This window comes from Micromonospora sp. DT231, from assembly GCF_049847025.1.
In the GTDB taxonomy this organism is placed as follows: Bacteria; Actinomycetota; Actinomycetes; order Mycobacteriales; family Micromonosporaceae; genus Micromonospora.
The window spans coordinates 371,651-398,072 of the sequence record NZ_JBNCNO010000003.1 but is presented as its reverse complement, the minus strand read 5'-3'; the positions used below and the strand labels follow the sequence as shown (position 1 = coordinate 398,072).

Genomic DNA, 26,422 nt, shown 5'->3' with positions numbered 1-26,422 from the left:
CGCCTAGGGTGGTGGGCCAGCAAGCGCTCTGGCGCTCCACTATGGGGGAGACGATCGACCATGCGACTGAATCGCAGAACGGCACTCGGTCTGGGCACGATGGCTACCGCCGGGACGGTGTTGGGCGCCGCGTCGCCGGCGAGCGCCGCGTCGCCGGCGAGCACCAACGAGACCACACCGACCACGCCCGCCCGGGCCGCCCAGCGGGTCGCCTCCGTGTTCACCAGGCACAGCACCGAAGCCGGTGGCAACTGGCAGGCGTACGTCAGCGTCGCCGACCCGGCCGGTGCGCCGGTGGTCGCGGTGCAGGCCGACGCGGACCGGCGGATCGAGGCGTACAGCGTCAACAAGATCGCGGTCGCCACGGCGGTGCTCGACAAGGTCGACCGGGGGCTGCTCACGCTCGACCAGCAGGTCGAGGTGAGCGCCGCGATCGTCGTGCCGGGCGGCGACGGCATCTTCAGCCTGGACGGCGCGTACCCGAGCCTGGTGACGATCGGGCACGTGCTGGCCAACCTGCTGACCGTCTCGGACGACACGGCGGTGCGGCTCTGCGGCCTGGTCGCTCCGGCCGCTGAGATCAACTCCATCCTGGTCGCCAAGGGCTTCCCGAACACCCAGGTCCAGCCGGTGGCCAACCCGAACCGGTTCTTCCTCGGCACCAGCACCCCCCGGGAGACGCACGACCTGCTGCGCGCGCTGGTCGCCGGCACGCTGCTCTCCCCCGCCTCGACGACGTACCTGCTGGGCATCCTGCGCTCCCCGGTGGCGTTCACCGACGGCATCCGGCGCACCATGTCCTCCGACGAGCGGGCCCGGATCGCCACCAAGGCCGGCTGGTACGCCGACGCCCGGCACGAGGCCGGCGTGATCTTCGACCGCTCCGGCGTGGCGGTGCTCACCTACGCGCTCTTCGCCGACGGGCAGGCCGACCCGGACAACTTCGGCGCGACCCACCCGGCGGTGCAGGCCCGCGCCGCCATGGGCCCCAAGTTCCTGGCCGCGGTGGACCGCATCGCGGGCGTGGGCAAGGCGTTCCGGATCACCGCCCGCCGCCCCAGCAACGGCGGCTAGCACCATCGCGGGGTCGGTCGCTGCTGCTGGCGACCGACCCGGCGTGGCGACCGCCGAGGCACACTCCGGCGCGGGTGACTACCGTGTAGGGCGGACACGTCGGAGGGACGGCAATGGCACGAGCGCGGAGCACGGACGTCGAACGGTCGCTCGGTCGGCGGATGCGGGGAGCGGCGGGACTTGCGGCGCTGGCCGGCCTGGCCTGGGTCGCCCGGGATGTGCCGGCGGCCCTCGGTGGCCGGCTCAGCGGGGCCCGGGCCGAACGGGCGGCCCGCTCGCCCCAGTTCCGCGAGGGCACCTTCCACAACCGGGCCGGCACCCGCACCATGGTCACCGAGCCGGGGCGCAACCTGCTCCGCGAGCTGATCTTCGGCAAGCAGAAGCGGCGTCCCACCGCACCCGTGCCGCTGCTGCGCCCCAGCGCGTCCGTGCCGCCCGGGTCCGCAAGCGCGCCGGAGACCGCCGACGAACTCGCCATCGTCTGGTACGGCCACGCCTCGACCCTGATCGAGATCGAGGGCCGGCGGGTGCTGCTCGACCCGGTCTGGAGCGACAGGTGCTCGCCGTCCGGCCTGGTCGGCCCGCGCCGGCTGCACGAGCCGCCGGTACGCCTCGACGAGCTGCCTCCACTGGACGCCATCCTGATCTCGCACGACCACTACGACCACCTCGACATGGCCACCGTGCGAGCGCTGTTGGCCGGGCAGTCCGCGCCGTTCCTGGTGCCGCTCGGCGTGGGCGCCCACCTGGACCGCTGGGGCGTGCCCGCCGAGCGGATCATCGAGCTGGACTGGTCCGAGTCGCACCAGGTGGCCGGCCTGGAGATCACCGCCACCGCCGCCCAGCACTTCTCCGGTCGGGGCTTGCGCCGCGACGGCACGCTCTGGAGTTCCTGGGTGGTGGCCGGGGCGCGCCGCAAGGTCTTCTACACCGGCGACTCCGGCTACTTCGACGGGTACGCGGAGATCGGCGCCGAGCACGGCCCGTTCGACGTGACGCTCATGCAGATCGGCGCGTACGACAGTGCCTGGCCGACGATCCACATGTTCCCCGAGGAGGCCGTCACCGCCCACCTCGACCTGCGCGGCGGCCTGTTCGTCCCGGTGCACTGGGCGACGTTCAACCTGGCCCTGCACGACTGGTCCGAGCCGGTCGACCGGCTGTGGGCCGAGGCGAAGGCCCGCGACGTGCGGCTCGCCGTGCCCCGCCCGGGCGAGCGGGTGGTGGTCGACGAGCCGCCCGCCGTCGACGGCTGGTGGCAGTCGGTCGCCTGAGCGGGCCGGCCGCTCAGAGCACGAACGCGTCGGTCCAGAGTGCGCCGGACCGGCCGGAGAGCGCGTCCAGCATGGCCACCGCCTGACCGTCGGTGAGCTGGGCGACGAAATCCACGATGGCCCGGCCCCGGGCCCGACCGATCCGGTCCGGGGTACGCGGGTGCAGCTCCGCCTCGGCCAGCTCGACCAGGTCGTGCAGCCGGCGGGGCAACCGGGACTCCTCCTCCGGGTCGAGCAGCCACTCCCAGAGCGCCTCGACGAGGGTGCCCAGCAGCCGGGCCTGGCCCCGCTGGTGCAGGGCGAGATCCGGGCGGGCCAGCACGAAGCGGTGGTGGACGAACTTGAGCACCTGGACCTCGTGCCACTGCGCGCAGCCCAGCAGCACGTGCCCGGAACGCACCGACGGCTTGTCGGTGACCGTGATCGCCTCGACGAAGCGGGTGGACCAGCGGGCGGAGAACCGCGCCACGTACTGCTCGGCCTCGATCGAGCCGTCGAACGGCATCGCCAGCAGCCCGTCGACAAGTTCCTCGCGGACGTGCTCGACGGCCGCGGCGAAGGCGTCGTCGTCGGCGATCCACGCGTCCTTGCGGTGCAACTGCCGACGTAGCCGCTCGATCGCCGCACCGGGTCGTCGCGCCGCGGTGGCCAGCGCCGCGTCGGTGATCGCCCGGAGTTGTCCGCTCTCGCGCTGCCAGGCCATCAGCTCGGCGGAGACCGACCCCTGCTGGAGCACGCCGACCCGGTAGAAGTCCTCCACGTCGTGGATGGCGTACGCGATGTCGTCGGCGGTGTCCATCACGGACGCCTCCACGGTCTGCTGCCAGTCCGGGATGCGGCCGGCGAACGGCTCCCGTGCCTGCCGCAGGTCGTCCAGTTCGGTGCGGTACGCGCCGAACTTCGACGAGCCGCTCTCCGGGTCGTCCGGCGGCGGGGTGGCTCCGCGCGGCGGCGGGACCATCGTGCGCGGGTGCGGATCGGGGTGGTCCAGCCGGGTCCACGGGTACTTCAGCATCGCGGCGCGGACCGCGGCGGTCAGGTCCAACCCGGTGGTGGCGGCGCCCCGGATCTCGGTGCTGGTGACGATCCGGTACGACTGGGCGTTGCCCTCGAACCCGTCGGCGAGGTCGAGGCGCTGACGGGCCAGCCGGTCCAGCACCCGCTCCCCCAGGTGCCCGAACGGCGGGTGGCCGAGGTCGTGGGCGAGCGCGGCGGCCTCCACCACGTTGGGGTCGCAGCCGCCGAGCCTGTCCAGCAGGTCACGGGAGCGCTCGTCGGTCATCAGCCGCTCGGCGATCGACCGGCCGACCTGGGCGACCTTGAGGCTGTGGGTGAGCCGGTTGTGCACCAGCAGGCCCGAACCGACCGGGCTGATGACCTGGGTGACGCCGCCGAGGCGGGCGAAGAACGGCGAGCCGACGATCCGGTCCCGGTCGGCGCGGAACGGGTCCGCGGCGAGGTCGCCGAGGGCGCGGGCGCTGCCGCCGAAGAGTCGGCGTGCGCGCGGCTCCGCAGGTGTTTCCATGATCGCAACGCTAGCGCAGGCCCGGCGGGGCCGTCCGGGGGTCGCCCGGCCGGGCACGGCGGTTCGGTCCTCCGCCCCGGCCGGGCGCGGCGGTTCGATCCTCCGCCCCGGCCGGGCGCGGCGACAGCGCCCCGACCGGCCCGGCAGAATGCAGGCGTACCCACTCCCGAAGGCGGATCGAGATCGTGACCCAGTCTGTTCATCAGCGGATCGCCGACGAGCTCGGCGTGGCCGAGCGTCAGGTGCGGGCGGCCGTGGAGCTGCTCGACGGCGGCGCCACCGTGCCGTTCATCGCCCGTTACCGCAAGGAGGCCACCGGCCTGCTCGACGACACCCAGCTGCGCACCCTGGAGGAGCGGCTGCGCTATCTGCGCGAGCTGGACGAGCGGCGGGCGGCGGTGCTGGAGTCGATCCGCGGTCAGGGCAAGTTGGACGAGGCGCTGGAAGCGCAGATCATGGCGGCCGACTCGAAGTCCCGGCTGGAGGACATCTACCTCCCGTACAAGCCGAAGCGGCGGACCCGGGCGCAGATCGCCCGGGAGGCCGGGCTCGCGCCGCTGGCCGAGTCGCTGCTGGCCGACCCCACCCAGGACCCGCGGGCCACCGCTGCCGGCTTCGTCGACGCGGAGAAGGGCGTCGCGGACGCCGCCGCCGCGCTGGAGGGCGCGCGCGCCATCCTGATCGAGACCTTCGCCGAGGACGCCGACCTGATCGGCACGCTGCGCGAGCAGATGTGGTCGCGGGGCCGTCTGGTGTCCCGGGTACGCGAGGGTCAGGAGGCAGCCGGCGCCAAGTTCGCCGACTACTTCGACTTCTCCGAGCCGTACCCGAAGCTGCCCTCGCACCGCATCCTGGCCATGTTCCGGGGCGAGAAGGAGGGCATGCTCGACCTGACCATGGAGTCGGAGGAGGCGGGCGAGGCGGACGCCGTACCGACCGGCGCGACCCGGTACGAGGCGGCCATCGCCGGCCGGTTCGGGGTGTCCGACGCGGGCCGTCCCGCCGACCGCTGGCTGACCGACACGGTCCGCTGGGCGTGGCGGACCCGGATCCTCATCCACCTCGGCGCGGACCTGCGGATGCGGCTGTGGCAGGCGGCCGAGGAGGAGGCGGTACGCGTCTTCGCCACCAACCTGCGGGACCTGCTGCTCGCCGCTCCGGCCGGCACCCGCCCGACGATGGGCCTGGACCCGGGTCTGCGGACCGGTGTGAAGGTGGCCGTGGTGGACGCCACCGGCAAGGTGCTCGCCACCGACACCATCTATCCGCACGAGCCGCGTCGGCAGTGGGACGCGTCGGTCGAGACCCTGGCCCGGCTGGCCGGGGCGCACGGGGTGGAGCTGATCGCGATCGGCAACGGCACCGCCTCGCGGGAGACCGACAAACTGGCCGGCGACCTGATCAAGCGGCACCCGCAGCTCAACCTGACGAAGGTGATGGTCTCCGAGGCCGGCGCGTCGGTCTACTCCGCCTCCGCGTACGCCTCGCAGGAGCTGCCGGGGATGGACGTGTCGCTGCGCGGGGCGGTGTCCATCGCCCGCCGCCTCCAGGATCCGCTCGCCGAGCTGGTCAAGATCGACCCACGCTCCATCGGCGTCGGCCAGTACCAGCACGACCTGTCCGAGGTGAAGCTGTCCCGGTCGCTGGACGCGGTCGTGGAGGACTGCGTCAACGCGGTCGGGGTGGACGTCAACACCGCCTCCGCGCCGCTGCTGACCCGGGTCTCCGGAATCGGCGCCGGCCTGGCCGAGAACATCGTGCTGCACCGGGACGCCAACGGGCCGTTCCGCTCGCGTACCGAGCTGAAGAAGGTGGCGCGGCTCGGGCCGAAGGCGTTCGAGCAGTGCGCCGGCTTCCTGCGCATCCCCGACGGCGACGACCCGCTGGACTCCTCCAGCGTGCACCCCGAGGCGTACCCGGTGGTGCGCCGGATCCTCTCCAGCACCGGGCAGGACCTGCGCTCCGTGATCGGCAGGAGCGCGATCCTGCGCGGGCTGCGGGCGACCGACTTCGTCGACGACAGGTTCGGCCTGCCCACCGTCACCGACATCCTCGCCGAGTTGGAGAAGCCGGGCCGGGATCCCCGCCCGGAGTTCCGCACCGCCACCTTCGTCGAGGGCGTGGAGAAGATCAGCGACCTGACGTCGGGCATGGTGCTGGAGGGTGTGGTCACGAACGTGGCCGCGTTCGGCGCGTTCGTCGACGTCGGGGTGCACCAGGACGGGTTGGTACACGTCTCCGCGATGTCCCGGACCTTCGTGAAGGACCCCCGCGAGGTGGTCAAGTCCGGCGACGTGGTCAAGGTCCGGGTGCTCGACGTGGACGTACCCCGTAAGCGGATCTCACTGACCCTGCGCCTGGAGGACGACCCGGCCGCCGCCGGTGGTGGTGGCCGGACGAGTCAGGAGGGCCGCGGCGGCCCGGCGCAGCGCGGACCGCAGGGTGGACGCGGCGGGCCGGACGGTCGCGGCGGGCCGGACGGTCGCGGCGGCGCCGGGGGCGGCCAGGGTGGGTCCGGCGGTGGCGGCAGGTCCGGCGGACAGGGCAGGTCGGGCGGATCCGGCGGACAAGGCGGGCGCGGCGGACAGGGCGGGTCCGGCGGACAGAGCGGGTCCGGCGGACAGAGCGGGCGCGGCGGACAGGGCGCACGGGGCGGGCAGCAGCGGCAGGGCGCACCGGCGCCGGCCAACGACGCGATGGCGGAGGCCCTGCGCCGCGCCGGGTTGGCCTGATCCATCTGGCGCGAGGAGGCGACCGGGATGCTCGGCGGGGGTGGTCAGTTTCGGCGCGGGGCGGGGCGAGACGCGCGATGACCGACTCGTCGGGCCACCGGCGGACGCTGTCGACCTGCCCCATCAGCGGGGCGGGGCGGGACGCCAGGTGACCGACTCGTCGGGCCACCGGCGGACACTGTCGACCTGCCCCACCAGCGGGGCGGGGCGCGCGGTGACCGCAGCGTTCCCCGCCTCGGCCCGGCTGGTGTCCGACACCCGCTCCTCGAACGACCGCCGACTGACCCACCCACCCGCGCGCCCGTAAGGACGCCGGTTTCGGTATAGATCTTGGACACTTTCCGTTCAGCGCTAACTATTCAGCGCTAACGGAAAGTGTCCAAGATCTGGAGTTGTCGGCGATTCCAGGCGAGCACGCCCCAGATCTGGGGCAGCTCGACAGGGCGCATTCGAGGGTCGGGGTCTGAGCGCGGCATCCGTGACCGAGCCAGCCAGGGGCGGGCGGCAGGCAGGCGGCGGGCGCGCGGGCAGCAGACGCACGGGCAGCAGACGCACGGGCAGCAGGCGCACGGGCAGCAGGCGCACGGGCAGCAGGCGCACGGGCAGCAGGCGCACGGGCAGCAGGCGGCGGGCGGGAAATTGGGTCGCCCAGCCGCGGGGTCTGGGTGATGATCTCGCGGTGCGGATGCATGCCGACCAGGTGGACGTGAGCGCGGACGTGGTTGCCGCGTTGGTGGCCGAACAGTTTCCGCGCTGGCGAGGGTTGCCGGTGCGCCCCCTCCGTTCGGCCGGCACCGTGAACACCCTGTTCCGGCTCGGCCCGGAGATCGTGCTGCGGTTTCCGTTGCGGCCCTGCGCCGATCCCCTGCTGCACGACACGCTGCGGCTGGAGCAGGAACACGCCGTGCTGCTCGCCGCGCATCTGCCGGTCGCGGTGCCCGAACCGCTCGCCCTCGGCGCGCCGGGCGACGGGTACCCCGGGTCGTGGACGGCGTACCGGTTCATCCCCGGCGAGACGGCCCAGCCCGACCGGATCGGCGACCCGGACGTCTTCGCCCGTGACCTGGCCGCTGTCGTGGTCGCCCTGCGCGGCATCGACACCGGCGGACGGTCCTGGCCGGGGTTCGGTCGGGGCGGACCGCTCGTGGAGCGGGATGCCGACGTCCGGGCCGCCCTCGCCGTCAGCGGCGACCTCACCGACACCGCCGCGCTCGCCGAGGTGTGGGACAGGTGCCGCGACGCGCGCCGGGACGACCCGGCCGACGTGTGGATCCACGCCGACCTGATGCCGGGCAACCTGCTGGTTCGCGACGGCCGGCTGGCCGCGGTCATCGACCTGGAGTCGGTGAAGATCGGCGACCCCGCGGTGGATCTGATGCCGGCGTGGAACCTGTTGGACGCCGGGTCGCGGGAGACGTACCGGCGGGCGTTGGGCGTGGACGACGCCACCTGGGAGCGGGGGCGCGGCTGGGCCCTGGAGCAGGCGATCAACGCGCTGCCGTACTACGTCGACACCAACCCGGTGATGGCCGGGATCGCCCGGCAGACCCTGCTGGCCGTACTCGACTGAGTCGGGTCGCGTACCGTCGGCTCGTGGGTGAGGGCGACGGCCGCGAGTGGCGGGAGCGGCAGCGGCACGCGGTGCGGGCACACGCCGACGCGGACGCGCGGCGACGGGCCGCCGAGCAGGCGGAGGCGGCCGAGCTGGTGGCCTGGTTCGTGGCCGAGGCGACCCGTCGAGGGCTGCCCACCACCCGGCTGGTGGCCCGGGGTTACGACGGGCGGGGACGCTACCGGACAGGGCTGACCGGCTGGTACGTCGACCGGGCCGAAACCCGCGCGGTGGACGTGGCCGGCCGGTTCCACCTGTTGACGGTGCCCGGCGGCGTGCGGGCCCGGCTTTTCGGCGTCGACCCGCAGCCCAGCGCGGCGCCGTTGGTCGTCGGCGCGGGAGGCCGCGACGGCGAGTCGATCCCGTTGCGGACGTTGCTCACCCGGCTGCTGGACGGCGGGACGGGTTCCACGAGCGGGCCCGCCGCCCCGCGAGGGTAAGCAGCCCAGCCAATCACCCACGGGTGCGGCGCTCGTTCTCCCTGGTGTGGACATCTCGCCAGCGCGGCCGGCGGCACTCTGCCGGGCCGTGCCCGGGGCGAGCCGGACGCGAGGACCGATCGGGTGGAATAGCGGCGTTGTCGGCCAAAACACTCGCGAGGTGCCATACCGGCTGATACAACCACTGTGGTCTTCCCTATCGTCCGATCGGAGGCGCCGCCCGTGGATCTGATCCACCACCGTCCGCCCGTGGCGCGCAGCGGCGGCCCAGGCGTGGCCGACCCGGTCTTCCTGTCCCCGCCGGACGTGGGTGAGGTGGAGGAGTCCTACCTGCTGCGAGCCATCCGGGCCGGGCGCTTCGACCCGGACGGGCCGGAGCTGGGCGCGTTCGAACGGGAACTCGCCGCACGGGTCGGCGTCGGCCACGCGCTGGGGCTCTCCTCCGGCACCGCCGCCCTGCACCTGGCGCTGCTCGCCGTCGGCGCGGGGCCGGAGACGGTGGTGGTGGTACCCACGCTCACGTTCGCCGCCACCGCCAACGCGGTCACCTACACCGGCGCCGAACCGGTCTTCGTGGACTGCGACGCGTCCACCGGCAATCTCGACGTCGACCTGCTCGCCGACCTGCTGGGTCGTCTCGTCGACGAGGGCCGACGGGTCGCCGCCGTGCTGAGCGTGGACATCAACGGCCGGTGCGCCGACTACGACAGACTGTTGCCACTCTGCGCGGCCGTCGGCGTCCCGGTGGTGGAGGACGCGGCGCAGGCGCTCGGTTCGACCTACCGGGGGCGGTGTGCCGGCACGTTCGGCCGGGTCGGGATCTACTCGTTCAGTCACAACAAGGTGATGACCACCACGGGTGGCGGGATGCTCGTCTCCGACGACCCCGCGCTCGTCACCCGAGCCCGGCACCTGGCCACCCAGGCCCGCGAGCCGGTGTCGCACTACGAGCACCGCGACGTGGGCTACAACTACCGGCTCAGCACGTTGCTTGCCGCGCTCGGCCGTGCCCAGCTCACCCGACTGGACGACATGATCGCCCGGCGGCGGGTCCTGCGCGACAGGTACGCCGGGCTCTTCGGCGGCGTGCCCGGCACCCGGATCCTCGGCGCCGGTGACCCCGGCTCGAACTGTTGGCTGACCTCCGTCGTGGTCGAACCGGAGCGGACCGGCTGGCAGCCCGGCCACCTCGCCGAGCACCTGGCCGGCCACGGCGTGGAGTGCCGCCCGATGTGGAAACCGATGCACCGCCAACCGGTGTACGCCGACCGCCAGGTCGCCCAGACCGGCGCCGCCGACCACCTCTTCGCCACCAGCCTGTCCCTGCCCAGCGGCTCCGCCCTCACCGACGACCAGGTCGAGCGCGTGCTCGCCGCGATCACCGAGTTTCTGGACGGACACCGATGAACCGGCCCTACGACGTCGTCAAACGAGTGCTGGACGTGGCCCTGGCCGCCATCGGCCTGCTGCTGGCGAGCCCGGTACTCGCCGTGGTGGCGCTGGCGGTCCTGGTCACCATGGGCCGGCCCGTGCTGTTCCGGCAGGCCCGCCCGGGTCGGCACGGCCGGCTGTTCCACCTGGTCAAGTTCCGTTCGATGACCGTCGGCGGCGAGGACGAGGCGCCCGCCAACGACGGCGCCCGACTCACCACGTTCGGCAGGTGGTTGCGGACGACAAGCCTCGACGAGTTGCCCCAACTGTGGAACGTGCTGCGCGGCGAGATGAGCCTGGTCGGGCCGCGTCCGCTGCTGCCCGCGTACCTGAGCCGCTACAGCCCGGAGCAGCTCCGCCGGCACGACGTGCGGCCCGGCATCACAGGTCTCCAACAGGTGTACGGGCGCAACGCGCTGAGCTGGGATGAGCGCTTCGCCCTCGACGTGCGCTACGTGCGGCACCGCTCGCTCGGCCTGGACCTGCGGATCCTGCTGCGCACGGTACGCACCGTCCTGCTCCGGGAGGGGATCACCGCGGCCGGTGCGGCCACCGCACACGAGTTCCTCGGCCCGGCCGAGCTGGCCACCGCCGGCGGTCGCGGGCCGGTAGAGGGCCGCCGGTGAGCCTGGACCTCGTCATCGTCGGCTGCGGCGGGCACGGCCGGGAGGTGCTCGGCATCGTCCGGGCCGTCAACGCCGCCGCCACCGGCGGCCCGGTGTGGCGGGTCCTCGGCTTCGTCGACGACGGGCCCAGCGAGGTCAACCTGAAGCGGGTGCGGCGGCTGGAGGTGCCCTACCTCGGCGGCACCGCCCGTCTGGGCGAGCAGCCCGCCGGCACACACCTGGCGCTGGGCATCGGGGATCCGGCCGCCCGGCGATCGGTGGACCAGCGGCTCACCGCGTACCGGCTGCCGGCGGCGGTGCTCGTGCACCCGGACGCCACGGTCGGCCCGGACACCGTCTACGGCGAAGGCCTGATCGTGTTTCCCGGCGCCCGGGTCACCACGAACGTCACGCTCGGTCGGCACGTGCACCTCAACCAGAACAGCGCGGTGGCGCACGACTGCGCGCTTGGCGACCACGTGTCGGTCAACCCGTTGGGGGCGGTCTCCGGCGACTGCCAGCTTGGTGACGGGGTGCTGATCGGGGCCGGTGCCGTGGTGTTGCAGAGGTTGCGGGTCGGCGCGGGCGCCACCGTCGGCGCCGGCGCCTGCGTGGTCCGGGACGTACCCGCCAGCGCGGTGGTCAAGGGAGTTCCGGCCCGGTGAGCGTCGGTCCCCGCGCGCACCGGCCACTCGGCGTCCGCCAGCTCCGGATCGCGGTGCTCGTCAAGACCAACACCGGCGGGATGTGGCTGCTGCCGCAGGTCGAGGAGTTGCGGCACCGGGGGCACGAGGTGACAGTCGTGCTGCCGCAGGGGGCCGGCCGGCTCACCGACGAGTTGGAGCGCCGCGGCGTCGACGTGCTCAGCTCCCCGTACGACTTCACACTGGGCCGCGCGCCCATCGGGCTCCTGCTGCTGCGCGCGCTGTTACGCCGGCTGCGCCCGGACGTGGTGCAGTACCACCTGATCGCCTCGGCGTACGCGGTGCGACTGGCCACGCTGGGCCTGCCGGTACGCCGCGTACACATGGTGGCCAACCCGGCGTACCTGGAATCCCGGTTGGTCCGCTCGGTGGAGCGGTTGCTGTGGCGGCTTGACGACGTGCTGATCTGCGGCTGCCGGTACGCCTCGGCCCGGTACGGCGAGTTGGGGTGTCCGCCGCAGCGTCGCCCGGTCGCGGTGTACGGGGTGGACACCGACGCGTTCAGCCCGGACGCCACGGGCCCGGACCAGCGGGCCAAGCTGCGCGCCGAGTTGGGCATCGACCAGGGCGCGTTCCTGGCGGTGATGGTCGCGCACGTCTACCCACCGAGGTGGTTCATCCACGCGGGTCGGGGGGTCAAGGGACACGAGGTGCTACTGGCCGCCTGGCGGACGTTCCGTCGCCGGCACCCGGACGCGCACCTGCTGCTCGTCGGTGGCGGCTGGACGGCTGCCGGTGAGGACTACCGGCGGCGGCTCGGTGAACGCTTCGGCGTCGCCGGCGACCCCGGGATCACCTGGGTGGAGTCGGTCGCAAACGTGCGGCCCTGTTACGCCGCCGCGGACGTCAGCGTGTCCCCGTCACTCGGCGACGGGCCGGGCGCGGCGGTCCAGGCTGGCGCGATGGGTGTGCCCAGCATCGTCAGCGCGGCCGGTGGTCTGCCCGAGGCGGTGACCGAACGTTCCGGCTGGATCGTCCCGCCCGGTGATCCGGCGGCTCTGGTGGCGGCGCTCGACTCGGCGTACCAGGGTTGGGTCGCGGGCCGGCTCGGCCTGTGCGGCCGGTTGGCCCGCCGGCACATCCTGACGTCCTTCGACGACCTGCGGGCGGCGGCCGAGGTGGCGGACATCGTCGAGGACGTGGCGGGCCGGCGGCGTTGAGCACACCGCCGGCGGCCGGTGGCCGGTCCCGCCGGACCACCGACCGCCCACGGTGGCGGCTCAGTGCCGGATGCCGGCCCAGTCGTGGTGTCGGCGCACGGTGGAGAGGATGAAGTCGACCACCCGCCGTGAGGTGTCCGGCACCTGGTAGTCGGCCGGGCAGGGCACGCCGTCCGCGGCGACCTGCGCCACCGTCACCTCGACCGCCTCGACCACTCCCCGCGGGTCGAGACCGGTCATGATGATCCCGCCCGCGTCGAGCGCCTCGGGGCGTTCGATGGACTCGCGCAGGGTCACCGCGGGGAAGCCGAGGATGGCGGCCTCCTCGCTTATCGTCCCGCTGTCGGACAGGGTGCAGAACGCCTTCGTCTGCAGGTGGACGTAGTCGAGCAGACCGAACGGGTCGTGGAAGGCGATGCCGTCCAGCGCGGTGGCGTCCGGGGCGAGCGCCTCCAGCCGCTTGCGGGTACGCGGGTGGGTGGAGACCAGCACCGGGTAGCCCCAGCGGTCGCGGACCGCGACCAGGCAGTCCAGCAGCCGTCGCAGCCGGTCGGGCCGGTCCACGTTCTCCTCCCGGTGTGCGCTGACCAGGAAGTACCCGCCTTCGTCCAGCTCCAGCTGCCGATGGATCGTCGAGCTGGCGATCGGTGCCCGGTAGTGCTCCAGCACCTCCCGCATCGGTGAGCCGGTGTGCAGGATCCGGCGCGGGTGCAGGCCCTCGGCGAGCAGGTTACGCCTGGCGTGTTCGGTGTAGACCAGGTTGAAGTCGGCGACGTGGTCGACGAGTCGCCGGTTCGTCTCCTCCGGCACGTTGAGGTCGAAGCACCGGTTGCCGGCCTCCATGTGGTAGACCGGCACCCGCATCCGCCGGGCCATCAGTGCCGCGATGCAGCTGTTGGTGTCGCCGAGCACGAGCAGCGCGTCCGGCCGCAGCTCGGCGATCGCCGCCTCCATGCCGACCAGGACGCCGCCGAGCACCCGGCCCAGCGAGGTGGTGTCGACGCGCAGGAACCGGTCCGGTTCGCGCAGGCGCAGCTCGCTGAAGAACACGTCGGAGAGGGTCGTGTCCCAGTTCTGCCCGGTGTGCACGAGCACGTGGTCGACGGTGTCGTCCAACCGGCTGAGCACCCGGGACAGTCGGATGATCTCGGGACGGGTGCCGACAACCGTCATCACCCTGGTCATGTGCTCTCCCTCCGCACGTCACTCACCGGGCGCCCACCGGCACCAGGTGTTCGTCGCCGACCGGCTCCGGCCACGTGTCGGGCCGTTCCGGGTCGAACAGCTCGTTGGTCCAGAAGAGGGTGAGCAGCTCGTCCGGGCCGGTGTTGGTGATGTTGTGCGCCCACATGGTCGGCATGTCGACGACCACGGGTTGGTCACCGCGCACCGGAAAACGGACGACGTCGGTGTCGCCGACGCGGCGCAGGCTGATCTCCGCGGTGCCGCGCAGCACCACGAACCGCTCCACCTTGGCCAGGTGGAAGTGCTCGCCCCGGGTGATCCCCGGCCGGGTGGTGGAGCAGAACGTCTGCCCCGCTCCCCCGTGCGCCTTGACCGTCTCGACGAGCGCCCCCCGGGCGTCGGCGCGGCTGGGCAGGGCCAACGGGTAGTGCGCCGGGAAGCAGTGTGACCGGTAGGTGTTGAACAGCCGCACGTCGTGCCTGTCGCGCAGCGGCGGGATCTCGCCGGTGCGGTAGATGCCGGCGTACGAGGCGAGTTGGTCGGCGAGGTCACGGACCCCGATCCGCAGTGCCGGCAGCGCCGGGTCCCAGGAGCCGCCCGCGGCGACGCCGACCAGTCGGGCGGCGGCGTCGGTGACGTGCACCAGGTCCAGCTGTCGGTCGGCGTGCACCTCCGGCTGGCCGCCCTCGGCGAGGACCCGGCAGAAGGTGGCGACGGCCGAGTTGTACCAGGGTCGGCCGTGCTCGCCGTACAGGTTGGGCAGCAGCAGGTCGTCCAGGGGCACGCCGGTCTCGGCGAGGATGCCGGCGGCGGTGGCCTTGGCGTCGCCGTAGGGGGTGCCGTTGCCGGCCTGCACCGAGTTGGCGAAGACCACCTGGGCGGGCGGGTCCGGGCAGGCCCGCAGGCCGTTGGCGAGCTGGGCGGCGAGGTGGACGTTGCCGGCGGCCACGTCGGCGGGCTCACCCCGGTTGACCCCAGCCAGGTGCAGCACCCGGTCCACCCCGGCGATCCTGCGGGCGACCACCGCCGGGTCGGCCAGATCGGTACGGGTCAGCACGACAGGTTCGGGCCAGCCGAGCGCGCGCAGCAGGACCCGCACGTGCCAGCCGAGGAAACCGCCCGCGCCGGTGACGGCGAGGCTCAGCACGCCAGCACCGGGTCCCGCAGCGCCAGCTCCGCCCGAATCTCCGGCAGCGACCTGAGCAGCCGCACCACATCGGGTACGCCGAGACGGGTGGCGTTCGCCGAGTTGAAGTCCTCGCCGGGCCGTTCGCCCAGCTCGCCCTCGGAGACGTAGAGCGCGTAGTTGAGGTCCCGCGCGTCCAGCGGCACCCGGTAGAAGTCCCCGAAGTCGTCGGCCTGGGCCAGCTCCTCCCGGCTCGCGAGGGTCTCGTGTGACTTCTCGCTGTGTCGTACGCCGATGATGTCCAGCTTGAACGGCACGTCGAACAGCTGGCAGACGGCTTCGGCGAGGTCGCTGATCGTGCAGGCCGCGGCCTTGCGGATGAACACGTCACCGGGGCGGGCGTGGTGGAAGGCGTGCTCGACCAGGTCGACCGAGTCGGCGAGCGACATCAGGAAGCGGGTCATGGCCGGGTCGGTGACGGTGGGCGCGCGGCCGGCCTTGATCTGCTCGATGAAGAGCGGGATCACCGAGCCGCGCGAGTACATCACGTTGCCGTACCGGACGCAGGACACGGTGGTGGCGCTGTTCGGGTTGTTGCGGGCGTACGCCTGGGCGACCTTCTCCATCAGCGCCTTGCTCATGCCCATCGCGTTGACCGGGTAGACGGCCTTGTCGGTGCTGAGCACGACGACCGAGCTGACGCCGTTGTGGGCCGCGGCCTCGACCACGTTGCCGCTGCCGAGGATGTTGGTGCGTACCGCCTCCAGGGGGAAGAACTCGCAGGACGGCACCTGCTTGAGCGCCGCCGCGTGGAAGACGAAGTCGACGCCCCGGGTGGCCCGCAGCACCGTGTCGATGTCCCGGACGTCGCCGACGTGGTAGCGCACCCGCCCGTCCCCGATGGACCGCCGCATGGCGTCCTGCTTGGCCTCGTCCCGGCTGAGGATCCGCACCTCGGCGACGTCCCGGTCGAGCAGTCGTCGGGCCATGGTCTGTCCGAAGGATCCGGTCCCACCGGTGATCAGCACCCGGCGGCCCGCGGTCTTCACGCTCATTGGTTCTCCCGTTCGTCACCCGACGGGCGGGTTTCACCCGTCGACCCGGCGCGGCACAGCGCTGCGCGCTGTGGCGCGGGCGCCGGTCTCCGGCGGTCAGGCGGAAGCCCGCCGGATGCGGCACCCGGGTCAACGAGAGGCCCCAGCAGCAGATACGTGTTTGGGCGGCAAACGGGCCAAACGAGCTATAGGGCACTCGGAAAACATGTCGGCGTATGCAGTGATTTGGCCACTTCGTACCTCTGCACCTGGTAGAACGGTTCCGTGCCTCGCCGAGCCTGTCCAGACGGGCGCGAGGCGCACACGCTGGCCGACGCGCCACCGCGACACCACCCGACCCACGCCCTGCGACACCACCACACCGCTGGCGCACGGCTGGTGCCCGCCCCGTTGGCCCCACCCGGACGGCGACCCGCGGCGCCGCCCGGCTCCTCGTCCGTCGCGCCCACCGGCAGCCTGCCCGCCGTGCTGGTCCTCTGTGTCGCCGCCTACCTGGTGGCCCGCCCACCGTGGTGGTCGTTCAACTACGTGGCGATCCTCGCCGTGCTGGCCGTCGTGCTGACCGGCCGGTTGCCCCGGCTACGGGCGGTCGACACCGTCGCGCTGCTCACCGCCGGCTGGGCGGTCGCCAGCCTGCTCTGGACCAGCCACGCCGACATCACCGGGCCCGCCGCCTACCGCTACGCCTCGGTCAGCCTGCTCTTCGTGGCCTGCCGACACGTCGTCCGGGGCCGCCGGGACGTGCTGCTGGTCGGCTGGACCTTCCTGCTCGGCTGCGCGGTGGTCGCCGTCGAGGTGGCCACCGGCGCCCGCGCCCAGGGACAGGTGCTGCTCTTCGCCGAGCGCTACGGCATCGACGGCAGGGAGGTGAACGGCACGGCGTACACCCTGGCGGCCGGGGTGGTGCTGGCCCTGGTGCTCGCGGCGGCCGGCGCGCACCGGCCGGTGCTGCGCCTCGCGCCGCTGGCCCTGGCCGTGCTGCTCGGGTACGGCGTGCTGCTCACCGGCTCGCGCGGCGCGGCGATCGGCATCGTGGCAGGTCTCGGCGGCGCGCTGGCCGCCCGCGTGGCGCCCCGACTGACCGGGGTCACCGTCGCCGGGCTCGCCGCCGCGCTTGTCGTCCTGGTGCCGTTCGGGCTGGCACCCCGGGCCGAGCTGCTCTGGCTCGACAACCTGTACGGACGCCCCACCGGCGACATCTCCGGGCGACTGTCGATCTGGCCCTACGCGCTGTCGACCTGGTCGGAGTCACCGCTCAACGGATCCGGCGCGGGGGTCTTCATCAGCACCAACCCGTACGAGATCGGGCCGCACAACCTGCTGCTCACCGTCGGCAACGACCTGGGGCTGGTCGGCGTGCTGCTCTACTTCGGCGCGATGGCCGCGGCGCTCGTCGGCACGGCCCGTACCGGCCGAGCCGGGCTGCTGCTGGCCTGCGCGTTCACAGGCGTCATGCTGCCGATCTGGCTGACCGGCCAGTGGGAGACGTCGCTCGCCTTCTGGCTGGTGCTGGCGCTGGTCACCGTCCTGCCGGGGATCTGGGGTCCGCCGGCAGCGCCCCGGCACGCCCGCGCCCGGCGCCAGCGCCCGGGGCCGATCGCGCCGCCCGGAGCCAGCGCCAGCGGCACGGTCCAGGCCAGCCGCTACCGCTGACGCGCGTCAGTCGGCGTCCGCGTCCGCGAGCGCCCCGGCCCGGGGCGCCGGTGGCCGGTTCGTCGGACGGGTCGCCGCCTCCCGCAGCACCTCGGCGAAGCGGGCCGCCACCTGGTCGGCGCGGTGGTGCCGCACCGCGTACGCCAGCCCGCGAGAGCCGAGCCGAGCCCGTAGCCCGGCGTCGGCGCAGAGCGGGGTGAGCGCGCCCACCAGCGCCGCCGGGTCGTCGTCGCCGACCACCGCGCCGGCGTCGGCCGCCGCCAGGTGCGCCATCGAGGCCAGTTCGGCCGGGCCGAACCCGAGGATCGGACGGCCGGACGCCAGGTACTGCGGGATCTTGGTGGACAGCGAGTAGCGGGTGTAGCGGCGGTGCTCGGCGGCGAACGACTCGACGTGCACCAACACGTCGGCACGGCGCAGCGCACCGGCGACCTCGGCGCTGGCCAAGGATCGACCCAGGCGCACCGCGGGCAGCCCGGTGAACGCGCCGGCGTACCGCGCGAGGTCGGTCGCCGGGGCGTGCACGGTCAGCCGGGCGGGCGTCCCCTGGGCCGCCAACCGAACGACGGCCTCGCCGACGCGGCGCAGCGAGCGCCACCGGTCCAGGTGCAACCCGCCCACGTAGACCAGCTCGACCGGAGCGCCCGCCGGGCGGTCCGGCGCGGGCCGGTCGGGGTCGGCGAAGTCGGCGGCGTCCACGCAGTTGCCGAAGGCGGCGAACGGCAACCGGTAGCGGCGTTCGAACTCCCGCGCCATCGCCGGGCTGATCCCCATGCCGTAGGAGGCGTGCCGCAGGACGTCCCGGAAGCCGGCACGGACGGCGAGCCGGGGCAGCCCCAGCACCTGACCGCCGGCGTAGAGCGTGGTCGGCCAGTCGTCCATGAAGTGCGGCACCAGGGGCACCCGGCACTCCTGCGCGGCGGCGACGGCGAGGCGCATCATCCGGATGCTGCCGAGCGTGGTGTAGATGACGTCCGGCCGCTGCTCCCGCAGCCACCGGCGGACGTCTTCGGGCACGCGGACCGGGCTGAGGTCGACGAAGGCACGGAGCTGGGTGCGCAGCCGGGCACGCACCGGGCCGGGCCCGGGATCGCGCGCCGGGCCGGTCGCACCGGGCGCACCTGCCGAACCGGGCACACCTGGCGAACCGGCCGCGCCGCGCACCACGGCCCGCACCGGCCCGCGGACGCGTTCCCACTGCCGGAACAGGTGGTACTCCACCGGGGCGTTGCGCGGCGCGAACCGGGCGAACGTGCCGACGGCGTCCGGGCCCGGGGCGCGGTCCTCGGCGTAGAGCTGGGCGAGCCGCTCGGACGGCCAGCCGGTGAACAGGTTCGACAGGGTGATGCCGGTGCCGGTGGAGCGGTCGAACACGGCCGCGCTCACCACCAGCACGCGGGGATACTCGTCAGCGCGCACGTTCGGACACCACTTCTCCCTCGACGGCCGGGCCGCGGTGCAGACGCAGCGTCCGGCGATATCCGTACAGCGCCGCCGGCACGACGGTCAGCGCGTAACCGGCGGCGCCGACCCAGGGCACGGCGGCGACGGCGATCCGGTCGGCCGCGTACCACTTGCCGAGCACCGACAGCACCAGGAACGCGCCCCAGCCGAGCAACTGCGGGACGAGGACGCCGCCGGCGTTCTGCACCATGAACCGTGGCGAGAGCGCCGACTGCAGCAGCCACCAGACGCCCAGCCCGGCCAGCAGCCACCTGTCGCCGCCCATCGGCACCGGCAGCCAGGCCGCGAAGAGCCACTCACCGAAGGCGACGACCACGGCGGCCGGCAGGCCGGCGGCGAGCACCGACAACACGGTCATCCGGCGGGTGGTACGGCGGACCCAGTCCACCTGGCCCTGGGCCAACGCCTCGCCGTTGGCCGGCCACAGTGGCACGTTGACCAGGACGACGAGCTGGCCGAGTTGGGACAGCAGCTTCGCGGGCACCACGTATCCGGCGACGGCGGACAGGCCGAGCGCGTGCGCGATGATCAGCGTGTCGGCGTTCGTGGCGAACGAGATGACCACGGTCAGCACGAAGAACAGCCCACTGAGCCGGGTCAGCTCCCGGGCGGCGCGGGCCTGTACGGCCCTCGGCGTGGGCCGGATCCGCGGCTCCTGACGGCCGAAGAACCAGAGCGTGTTGAGCAGGTTGACGAGCAGCGGCGCGGCCACCGACAGGGCGACCACCAGGATCGGTGACCAGTCGGCCCAGACCACGCCGAGCACCGCGCCGAGCGCGGCCAGACTGCCCGCGGTCTGCCAGACGTTGCTCCGGCCGACCTGCTGGTAGGCGTACTGGACGCGGGTGATCAGGCTGAGGGGGACGTTGAGCGCGAACGCGGTGAGACAGATCAACGAGATCATCCGGGTCTGCTCCGGGCTGACCTGACCCGTCACGTTGAACAACGCCGACCAGGGCACGGCTCCGGCGAAGATCCAGAGCAGTGCGGTGAGGGTGAGCGCGAGCCCCGACAGGGTCAGGTACGCGCTGGAGATGTAGCGACGGGCCCGCGCGGTGTCGCCGTGCGCGTAGCAGGGGGCGAGCTTCGTCATCAGCCCGCTGCCCAGCCCCAGGTCGGCGAAGGCCGCCATGCCGGCGAGCGCGGCCACCGCCATCCACAGGCCGTACAGGTCGTTGCCGAAGTAGGGCAGCGTCACCGGCACGAGGACGATCGGCACGACGAGCCCCACCGCCCGGCTGAGCAGCGCCGTCGCGACCCCGGAGAGGAGCCGGCGGCCCCGGTCGGGGTGGCGACGGTGCGCGCCCGGTCGACGGGCGCGCCGGGTCCGCTCGACGACCCCGGACGTCATCGACGGCCCTACTGACTCGCGAGCGCGTGACCCGCCATCCAGGACACCGTGCGCTCCAGGCCGACGCGCAGCGGCACCGGCCGCACCCCGGGGAACAGCTCCCGCAGGCGGGTGCAGTCGGCCTGCGAGTCCCGCACGTCGCCCGGGCGCGGCGCCTCGTGCACGACCGGCAGCGGCCGGCCCATGACGTCCTCCAGCTCGGCGATCAGGTCGAGTAGGGAGATCCGCGCGCCGAAGGCCAGGTTCACCACGTCGGTGGTGGACACCCGACGGACGATGGCGTCGACGATCACCGAGGTGACACTGCCGACGAACGTGAAGTCGCGGGCCTGCCGCCCGTCGCCGTGCACGCGGAGCGGCTCGCCGGCCAGCGCGGCGGTGACGAAGCGGGGCAGCACCGCGGCGTACGCGTGGTGCGCGGCCTGCCGGGGGCCGTAGACGTTGAAGAAGCGGAACGGCAGCACGCCCATGTCGTAGCAGGCGGCGTAGGCGACCGCGTACGCCTCGGCGGCCAACTTGGAGACCGCGTACGGGGAGACCGGGATCGGGCGCAGCTCCTCCTGGCGGGGCAGCACCGGGTTCGCGCCGTAGACCGACGACGAGGACGCGAGGATCACCTGCGGCACGTGGTGCCGGCGAGCGGCCTCCAGCACCATCAACGTCCCGGTGGCGTTGGCGTGGTGGCTGGGCAGCGGCCGGTCGATGGAGCGCGGCACGGAGCCGAGGGCGCCCAGGTGCACCACCGTGGTCGCGCCGGTGAACGTCTCGTCCAGCAGGTCCGGGTCGAGCACGGTGCCCCGGTGCAGCCGGACGGGTTGGTCGTGCAGGTTGTCCAAAAGGCCGGTGGAGAGGTCGTCGACGACCACGACGTCGGTCACCTGGGGTGTCTTGTCGAGCGCCCGTACCAGGTTGGCGCCGATGAACCCGGCGCCACCTGTCACGACTACCTTCAACGCGTCTCCCCGTTCGGTTCGGCCCCGGGCGACCGGCGGTGCGATGCCCGCCCGGCAGGGGCAGCGGTCGTCCCGCGGCCACGTGTGTGACAACGAGCGCTGTTCGTACAAGTCACGCGAATCGGACGCCGCCACGCGTGTCCTTCATTCCCCTCCGCCAGTTGTCTGCCCAGGTGGGACGAGTTGACGTCGACGGGAGTGCCGGGCACATGCGAATCGGACTGATCAGTCAGTGGTACCCGCCGGAGAGCGCCTTCGTGCCTGGTCAACTGGCCACGGAGCTGGCCCGACGCGGCCACGAGGTGCGGGTGCTGACCACCTTTCCGAGCCTGCCGCTGGGGCGGACCTACCCGGGCTGGCGGCAGCGCTGGAACCACCGGGCCACCGATCGCGGGGTGACCGTTCGCCGGGTGCCCTCGTACCCGAGTCACGACCGTTCCGGCCTGCGCCGGGCGGCGAGCTATCTCTCCTTCGCCACCACCAGCACCCTGGCGGCCCCGCGTCACCTGCGCGGCGTCGACGCGCTCTACGTCTACCACCCGCCACCCACCGCGTACGCCGCCGCCGGTCTGCTGCGGCTGCTGCGTGGCGTCCCGACGGTGCTGCACGTGCAGGACCTGTGGCCGGAGTCGGTGACGGCGTCCGGGATGGCCCCACCGGGGCTGGCCGGGCGGGCCATGGAGCGGGTCCTGGTCGGCACGATGCGCCGGATCTACCGCGCCTGCGCCGGCATCGCGGTGATCGCGCCCGCGATGGCGGAACAGGTGATCGAGCGGGGTGTCGACCCGGACGCGGTGCGGACGGTGTTCAACTGGACCGACGAGGCGCTGTTCCGGCCGGTGCCCGGCACCGACGCGGCGCGGGCGACGATCGGGCACCGGGGGCGGGTGACGGTGATGTTCGCCGGCAACCTGGGTGTGTTGCAGGGCGTCGACGTCGCCATCCGCGCGGCCGCGGCGGCGCCGGACGCGGTGGACCTGGTCTTCGTCGGCACCGGGCTGGGCGCGGAACAGGCCCGTCGGCTCGCCGACGAGCTGGGCGCGGACAACGTGCGGTTCGTCGGTCGCCGCCCGGCCGCCGAGATGGCCGAGCTGTACGCCGCCGCCGACTACCAGTTGGTCATGCTGCGCGACCTGCCCTGGCTGCGTGGGACGGTGCCCTCGAAGTTGCAGGCCGCGCTGGCCTGCGGCGCCCCGGTGCTGATGTCGGCCGACGGCGACGCCGCCCGGTTGGTCAGCGCGGGCGAGGCGGGCCTGGTCTGCCCGCCGGACGACTGGCGGGCGTTGGCCGACCAGTTCACGGCAGCGGCCCAGGTGCCGCCCGAGCAGCGGACGGCGATGGGCCGGCGGGGTCGTCAGCTCTACCTGGACCGGATGTCGTTGCGGGTCGGCGTCGACCAGATCGAGGACCTGCTCAGCAAGGCCGCGGCGCGCGGCCGGGGTTGAGGGGCGCGCTCGTCGGGCAGCCCGACCAGGCCGGCGAGAAAGTCGCGCACGCGGCGACCCTGTGCGGCCGGGTTGCGCGTCTCCCGCACGAAGCGGGCCCCGCCGGCGCCCAGCGCCCGGGCCTCGTCCGTGGGCAGGGCCAACACCCCACCCACGGCGGTACGCAGCCCGTCGGCGGTGTCCGGCTCGGCGAAGGACAGCCACGGCGCGTAGTCCCCGGGAATGCCGGGCAGCCGGGTGCTCACCACCGGCACCCCGGCCGCGAGGTACTCGATGATCTTCGACGGGAAGGACCAGCGGACGAAGTCCTGCTCCACCGGGCGCGGGTTCACCAGCACGGCCGCTCGGGCCAGCCGGGGCAGCAACTCCGCCCGGGGCAGCAGCGCCGGAGGCACGATGCGCCGGTCCAGGGCGGCCTGGTCGCGCAGCCAACCCGCCAGCTCACCCCGGCCGTACACGCACAGCCGCAGGTCGTCACCGGGCAGACCGCGGAACGCCTCGACCAGCCGGTCGACGCCGTAGGCCCGGCTCAGGCCCCCCGCGTACACGATGTCCCTGGTCGGACCGGGCGGACCCGGCGGCGGCACCACCGGTAGCTCCGGCGGGTCGGCGGAACAGATGCCCTCCAGCACCAACCGGGGCCGGCCGGGCGCGAAGTCCTCGGCGAGCGCGGCGGTCAGCGCGATCACCCCCGAGCAGCGGGCGAGGGCGGCCCGGACCAGCGCGACGTCGAGCCCGCGCAGCAGCCGGACCAGCCGACCGTCGGTGGGCAGCGCGACACCCGGCGGGTCGGTGAGCACCGGCACCACGTGGACGCCGCGGCGGCGGGCCCGCAGCACACCGAACCAGAGGAACGGCGAGTGCACGCCGTGCACCAGCAGCACCTCGGCGTCCCGCTGGCGCAGCGCCCGACCGCCGGTACGCCAGGCGGACACGAACCGGGTGAGGTGCTTGAGGCCGAGCAGGTTCACGAACGCCAGCAGCTGCCCGTCCACGTCGTCCTGTCGGAACCGCCCCGCACGGAAGCGGACCTGCCTGTTGCCCGGCCAGGTGGACACCGGCGCCGCGGAGAGCAGGTGCACCGGACAGTCGGCGGCCCGCAGGCTCCGCACCAGGCCCCACGCGAAGGTGTGCGTCTGGGTGGGCATGATGGTGTCCCGGGCGATGATCTCGGCGAGCAGGTCGTCCGGCACCGTGAAGCCCAGCAGGGTGACTCGCGGACCGCGTCGCTGCGCCACCGTCACTCCCCGAGGATCTGCCGGTAGACCCGGTCGAGGCGACCGAGCATGACGTCGAGGCTGTAGTCCTCGGCCACCACCTTGCGACCCAACTCCCCCAGGTGACGCCGCTCGGAGGGGTCGTCCAGCAGCGGCGTCAGGGCCGCGGCCAGGGCATCCGGATCACCGGCCGGCACCAGCCGGCCGCCGCCGGAGCGCAGCACCTCGACGTTGCCGCCCACCGCCGAGGCGACCACCGGCAGCCCGTACGCCATCGCCTCCAGCAGCGCGTTGGAGAGGTTCTCGTGCCGGGTCGGGAAGACGAAGAGATCCGCCGCGGCGAGCAGGTCGGGGACGTCGAGACGGTTGCCGAGCAGGCGCACCTCGACCTGACCGGCGTCGGCCAGCGCGGCGGCGATCCCGTCCCGGTCGGGCCCGTCGCCGGCGACCAGCACCACCCGGCGGGTGGCCGACGGCGGCAGCCGGCGCAGCGCGTCGGCGAGGACGTCGTACCCCTTCTCCCAGGTCAGCCGGGACACCGCGATCATCGCCACGTCGTCGGGGCGCAGGCCCAGCTCGGCGCGGACCCGGTCCCGGGCGGCGCGCGGACGGGCCGGCAGCGGAACGCCGTTGGGGATCACCCCGACGAACTTCGCGCCCAGGCCGCCCAGGAAGTCCCGGCCGGCGGCGTACGCGCAGACGGTGCCGACGTGGGTGGCCAGCCGCAGCGTCACGGGCTCGGCCCCGTGCACGAGCAGTCGTCGCCGCCAGGGGCGACCCGGCTGACGCAGGTCCCGTACGGTGCCGTGCACGGTGACCAGGACCCGCGGGCAGCCGGCGAGGCGGGCGGCGAGGACGCCGTGCAAGCCCTCGTTCTGCAAGCCCCGGACGTGCACCAGATCCGGGCGGACCCGTCGCAGCAGCCGCACCCACTCCCGCAGCAGCGGCACGTTCAGACTGCCGTTGCCGGCGTGCTGGTGCATCCGGACGAACTCGTAGGTGTCGGCCAGGGGCGAGGCGAGCACCCGCCGCACGGCGGTCAGCGGGCCGTTGGCGCCGGGAGCGCCCGCCGAGTGCTGCACCACCACCGGTCGGCTCACGACGGGACTCCGGCCGACGCCTGGCGACGCCCGGTGTCGCGCACGGCTGCACGCTGCATGTCTCCCCATTTCGACGGCCACCTAGACTAAGCAGTCATAATGGCATAAAACACCTAAGCTTCCGGAGGGGTAGACCGTGGGCGAGCCCACCACCGGCACGGACCTGATCCCCGCCCTACGGCCCAGCGCGGGGCCAGCGGTGTTGGCGCTGGCCGCGTACCGGTTTCCGCACGGTGACGCGATGTCCAACCGGCTTCTGCACCTGGCCCGGTCGGCCACCCCGCCGGGCGGAGTGACACTCGTGGTCAACGACTGGCCGGACGACGGGTCGCGCCCACCGAGCGCGGTGGACCTGCCCCCCGACGTCCGCCTGATCACGCTGCCCCGACGCCGCCTCGGCGGCGGGGTGCTGGGCCGCTGGTCGCACAGACGCGCCCGCCCGCTGCGGGTGCTGGCCGCGCTGCGCCGCGCGGGCGTCCGTCCGGGCGAGCTGGCGGGCGTCCACCTGCCGCTCGGGCTGTGGGACCTCACGACCTGGGCGGTGCTGCGAGTGGCGGTGCGGTGCCCGGTGACGGTGGACGTGCTGGAGCAGCACGACCGGGCACAGTTTCCCCGAGGCTGGCGGACGCCGTACTTCCTCCGGCACCGCTGGGCGTCCTTCTGGGCCGGACGACTCGCCGACCAGCTCATCGTCATCTCCGAGCTGCTGGAGCGGCACTTCGTGCGCCTGGGCCGGCCGACCCTCGTGGTGCCGCCCCAGGTCGACCCCGCCGACTACGCCGACCCCGCACCGGCCTCGCTCGGCGACGGGCTCCGACTGCTCTACGCCGGGTCGGCCGGCGCGAAGGACCAGTTGGCCGTGGTGCTGGAGGGCATCCGCCTCCTCGCGCCCGCCGAGCGGTCCCGGGTACGCCTGGTGATCGCCGGGATCAGCCGGGAGCAGGCCGGCAGGCTCTCCGACCTGGGAGAGGCCTGGTCGGCCGACCTCGACGACCAGGTGAGCTTCCTCGGCCGGGTGCCGCGCGAGGCAGTGCTCGCCGAGTTGCGCCGGGCGCACTTCTCCGTGCTGGTCCGCCCGTCGGCCGGGTACGCGCAGGCGGGCTTCCCCTCCAAGGTGCCGGAGAGTCTCGCCGCCGGCTGCCCGGTGCTGCTCAACCTCACGAGCGATCTGCGGCGCTACCTCGTGGACGGTCGCGAGGGCATCCTGCTCGACGGCTCGGCAGCCGAGGATGTCCGGCGCGGCATCGAGCGGGCGCTGCGTCTCGACGACGCGGCCTGGCGGACGATGAGCCGCGCGGCCCGGGAGCGGGCCCACT

The 26,422-nt window shown here is 73.6% G+C and carries 20 protein-coding genes and 1 pseudogene; 12 read left to right on the top strand and 9 right to left on the bottom strand.

The genetic code is table 11. The features are described from left to right. Nucleotides 1–60: 60 nt before the first annotated feature. Nucleotides 61–1,074 carry a serine hydrolase gene (locus tag ACPXBU_RS09960; protein WP_425757828.1) on the top strand — a complete coding sequence of 338 codons (1,014 nt, stop codon included), beginning with the start codon at nucleotides 61–63 and terminating at the stop codon, nucleotides 1,072–1,074. Nucleotides 1,075–1,187: 113 nt separating this feature from the next. Beyond that, entirely contained in the window at nucleotides 1,188–2,348 is a 1,161-nt protein-coding gene (locus ACPXBU_RS09955) for an MBL fold metallo-hydrolase (protein ID WP_393367505.1), read from the top strand. Nucleotides 2,349–2,361: 13 nt separating this feature from the next. Here ACPXBU_RS09955 and ACPXBU_RS09950 read toward each other — a convergent pair whose 3' ends face one another. Further along, a complete protein-coding gene (locus ACPXBU_RS09950; RefSeq protein ID WP_393367504.1) occupies nucleotides 2,362–3,873 on the bottom strand; it encodes a deoxyguanosinetriphosphate triphosphohydrolase family protein in 1,512 nt (503 codons plus the stop codon). Between the two features lie 185 nt (nucleotides 3,874–4,058). Here ACPXBU_RS09950 and ACPXBU_RS09945 point away from each other — a divergent pair, with 185 nt between their 5' ends. The 7 genes from ACPXBU_RS09945 to ACPXBU_RS09915 all read left to right on the top strand — a co-directional run bounded on the left by ACPXBU_RS09945 (nucleotide 4,059) and on the right by ACPXBU_RS09915 (nucleotide 12,557). Next, entirely contained in the window at nucleotides 4,059–6,605 is a 2,547-nt protein-coding gene (locus ACPXBU_RS09945) for a Tex family protein (protein WP_425757827.1), read from the top strand. A 685-nt stretch (nucleotides 6,606–7,290) separates the two neighbouring features. Further along, on the top strand, nucleotides 7,291–8,175 hold the full coding sequence (locus tag ACPXBU_RS09940) for an aminoglycoside phosphotransferase family protein (protein ID WP_425758005.1): 885 nt from the start codon (nucleotides 7,291–7,293) through the stop codon (nucleotides 8,173–8,175). Nucleotides 8,176–8,198: 23 nt separating this feature from the next. Then, nucleotides 8,199–8,657: a hypothetical protein gene (locus tag ACPXBU_RS09935; protein ID WP_393367500.1), complete on the top strand. Its 459-nt coding sequence runs from the start codon at nucleotides 8,199–8,201 to the stop codon at nucleotides 8,655–8,657. 249 nt (nucleotides 8,658–8,906) lie between these two features. Beyond that, nucleotides 8,907–10,064, top strand: a complete 1,158-nt coding sequence (locus ACPXBU_RS09930; protein ID WP_425757826.1) for a DegT/DnrJ/EryC1/StrS family aminotransferase — start codon at nucleotides 8,907–8,909, stop codon at nucleotides 10,062–10,064. Further along, complete coding sequence (locus tag ACPXBU_RS09925) at nucleotides 10,061–10,714, top strand: sugar transferase (protein ID WP_425757825.1); 654 nt, start codon at nucleotides 10,061–10,063, stop codon at nucleotides 10,712–10,714. The genes ACPXBU_RS09930 and ACPXBU_RS09925 overlap by 4 nt, the downstream gene beginning before the upstream one ends. Continuing rightward, the gene (locus ACPXBU_RS09920; protein WP_425757824.1) at nucleotides 10,711–11,358 is read left to right on the top strand and encodes a NeuD/PglB/VioB family sugar acetyltransferase; all 648 of its coding nucleotides are present in this window, start codon (nucleotides 10,711–10,713) and stop codon (nucleotides 11,356–11,358) included. The genes ACPXBU_RS09925 and ACPXBU_RS09920 overlap by 4 nt, the downstream gene beginning before the upstream one ends. Further along, entirely contained in the window at nucleotides 11,355–12,557 is a 1,203-nt protein-coding gene (locus ACPXBU_RS09915; RefSeq protein WP_425757823.1) for a glycosyltransferase family 4 protein, read from the top strand. The genes ACPXBU_RS09920 and ACPXBU_RS09915 overlap by 4 nt, the downstream gene beginning before the upstream one ends. Nucleotides 12,558–12,617: 60 nt before the next feature. On the opposite strand, the gene wecB is transcribed toward ACPXBU_RS09915, so the two are convergent. From wecB to ACPXBU_RS09900, 3 genes are read right to left on the bottom strand one after another with little or no spacing between them, the layout of a single operon-like run. After that, nucleotides 12,618–13,742 carry a non-hydrolyzing UDP-N-acetylglucosamine 2-epimerase gene (gene wecB / locus ACPXBU_RS09910; protein ID WP_425757822.1) on the bottom strand — a complete coding sequence of 375 codons (1,125 nt, stop codon included), beginning with the start codon at nucleotides 13,740–13,742 and terminating at the stop codon, nucleotides 12,618–12,620. Between the two features lie 22 nt (nucleotides 13,743–13,764). Further along, nucleotides 13,765–14,889 carry an NAD-dependent epimerase/dehydratase family protein gene (locus ACPXBU_RS09905; protein ID WP_393367490.1) on the bottom strand — a complete coding sequence of 375 codons (1,125 nt, stop codon included), beginning with the start codon at nucleotides 14,887–14,889 and terminating at the stop codon, nucleotides 13,765–13,767. After that, the gene (locus tag ACPXBU_RS09900) at nucleotides 14,883–15,923 is read right to left on the bottom strand and encodes a polysaccharide biosynthesis protein (RefSeq protein WP_393367488.1); all 1,041 of its coding nucleotides are present in this window, start codon (nucleotides 15,921–15,923) and stop codon (nucleotides 14,883–14,885) included. Before ACPXBU_RS09900 ends, ACPXBU_RS09905 begins: the two co-directional genes overlap by 7 nt. A gap of 264 nt (nucleotides 15,924–16,187) precedes the next feature. On the opposite strand from ACPXBU_RS09900, the gene ACPXBU_RS09895 reads away from it, so the two are divergent. Beyond that, nucleotides 16,188–17,576, top strand: coding sequence for an O-antigen ligase family protein (locus ACPXBU_RS09895; RefSeq protein WP_425757821.1), 1,389 nt, complete (start codon nucleotides 16,188–16,190; stop codon nucleotides 17,574–17,576). 6 nt (nucleotides 17,577–17,582) lie between these two features. Here ACPXBU_RS09895 and ACPXBU_RS09890 read toward each other — a convergent pair whose 3' ends face one another. The 3 genes from ACPXBU_RS09890 to ACPXBU_RS09880 are packed head-to-tail and all read right to left on the bottom strand — an operon-like array spanning nucleotide 17,583 to nucleotide 21,344. Beyond that, a complete protein-coding gene (locus ACPXBU_RS09890) occupies nucleotides 17,583–18,995 on the bottom strand; it encodes a glycosyl transferase family 1 (RefSeq protein ID WP_425757820.1) in 1,413 nt (470 codons plus the stop codon). Then, entirely contained in the window at nucleotides 18,985–20,391 is a 1,407-nt protein-coding gene (locus tag ACPXBU_RS09885; protein WP_425757819.1) for a lipopolysaccharide biosynthesis protein, read from the bottom strand. The genes ACPXBU_RS09890 and ACPXBU_RS09885 overlap by 11 nt, the downstream gene beginning before the upstream one ends. 8 nt (nucleotides 20,392–20,399) lie before the next feature. Then, complete coding sequence (locus ACPXBU_RS09880) at nucleotides 20,400–21,344, bottom strand: NAD-dependent epimerase/dehydratase family protein (protein WP_425757818.1); 945 nt, start codon at nucleotides 21,342–21,344, stop codon at nucleotides 20,400–20,402. 209 nt (nucleotides 21,345–21,553) lie between these two features. Between ACPXBU_RS09880 and ACPXBU_RS09875 the strand changes: the two genes are divergently transcribed. Next, nucleotides 21,554–22,789, top strand: coding sequence for a glycosyltransferase family 4 protein (locus tag ACPXBU_RS09875; protein WP_425757817.1), 1,236 nt, complete (start codon nucleotides 21,554–21,556; stop codon nucleotides 22,787–22,789). Here ACPXBU_RS09875 and ACPXBU_RS09870 read toward each other — a convergent pair. Beyond that, nucleotides 22,705–24,027, bottom strand: coding sequence for a glycosyltransferase (locus ACPXBU_RS09870; protein ID WP_425757816.1), 1,323 nt, complete (start codon nucleotides 24,025–24,027; stop codon nucleotides 22,705–22,707). The genes ACPXBU_RS09875 and ACPXBU_RS09870 overlap by 85 nt on opposite strands. A 2-nt stretch (nucleotides 24,028–24,029) precedes the next feature. Beyond that, a complete protein-coding gene (locus ACPXBU_RS09865; RefSeq protein WP_425757815.1) occupies nucleotides 24,030–25,106 on the bottom strand; it encodes a glycosyltransferase in 1,077 nt (358 codons plus the stop codon). Between the two features lie 241 nt (nucleotides 25,107–25,347). On the opposite strand from ACPXBU_RS09865, the pseudogene ACPXBU_RS09860 reads away from it, so the two are divergent. Then, a pseudogene (locus ACPXBU_RS09860) lies at nucleotides 25,348–26,409 on the top strand (glycosyltransferase); the annotation flags it as partial. Nucleotides 26,410–26,422: the final 13 nt, after the last annotated feature.